The 1220-nt window shown below is 42.6% G+C and carries 1 protein-coding gene and 1 pseudogene; one reads left to right on the top strand and one right to left on the bottom strand.

The features are described 5' to 3' along the window. A pseudogene (locus CBI30_RS11445) lies at positions 1–394 on the top strand (IS30 family transposase); the annotation flags it as partial. Positions 395–748: 354 nt separating this feature from the next. Here CBI30_RS11445 and CBI30_RS10985 read toward each other — a convergent pair. Next, on the bottom strand, positions 749–1220 hold a 472-nt coding region (locus CBI30_RS10985; RefSeq protein ID WP_143744403.1), incomplete at its 5' end, for an IS30 family transposase.

Here is a 1220-nt window from a genome sequence, read left to right as displayed (position 1 = left end):
GTGGTTATGCCCTCATCGCCAAAGTCATCAATAAAACTGCTGATTCAGTAGGTAGCGCCATCATTAACAAACTGAGTCCCTTAGCCCCACTGGTCAAAACTATACTTTTGACAACGGGAAGGAATTTGCAGGACACAGCAAAATTGATGCTGCATTAAATAGCACCACATACTTTGCCGATCCTTTTGCTAGCTGGCAAAGGGGATCGAATGAAAACTTCAATGGACTGCTAAGGCAATACATCCCCAAGAAAAGACAGTTATCAACCGTAACGGATGAGGAGCTTAGAATGATCCAAGATCAATTAAACAACCGACCCAGAAAGCGCTTGGGATTTAAAACACCAAGTGAAGTCTTTATGCAATCTTTAAACCGTGTTGCACTTCGTGTTTGAATCCGCCATTTATTGAATTAATGAATTTTTTATAAAAATTCATTAAAAAATTAGAAAATAACGCGAGCTACTGATAGCAACCGATTCTTGCCGCCAATGCCCTACATATCAGCTGATGATTTAGCGCAAATAGCCATGAACGCAGAGATTGTTTTGGGTCCAGATATGAAAAAACCGCCAGATTAATTGCACCGTCATTTTTATCTTTAAAAAACCAATAAACCAAATCACTTGGGCAAAATGAAACGATTAAGCAAGCCGGCTCATTCACCTAAGATTTCACAATGGCAGTTAATAGCTCGAAAGCGGACATTCCCCTGACCCTAATGTGGGGGTCGCAAGTCGACCTTGGATTCAACTGGTCAACGCAACAGATTGGGCAAAACGTTCTGCCGGTGTTTGATAGTTTAGTGTTTTTCTAGGGCGTTCATTAAGTTTCCTGGCTATGGCATTAAGCTTAGCCTGCGAGTAATTGGCTACGCTCATTCCTTTAGGGAAGTATTGTCTTAGTAAGCCATTGGTATTTTCATTTGAGCCTCGTTGCCAAGGATGCTGGGGATCACAAAAGTAAACCTGAACATCCGTGGCTAAGGTAAAGCGTTTGTGTTCAGACATCTCTTTGCCTCGATCCCAAGTGAGCGACTTATACAACTCGTCTGGTAATTTCCTCGCATGCTTAATTAAGGCATTGACGACTGTTTGACTATCTTTGCGAGCAACCTTGACTAGCATCACATAGCGAGTCTGGCGCTCAACGAGAGTAGCAATCTGGCTATTAGCATCTCCGTAAAGTAGATCACCTTCCCAATGTCCAGGGACCGCACGA

Origin of the sequence: Polynucleobacter aenigmaticus (assembly GCF_002206635.1) — a bacterium.
GTDB classification, from domain to species: Bacteria; Pseudomonadota; Gammaproteobacteria; order Burkholderiales; family Burkholderiaceae; genus Polynucleobacter; species Polynucleobacter aenigmaticus.
Note: the sequence above shows the minus strand (reverse complement) of the source record. Positions and strands in the feature narration are given on the sequence as shown.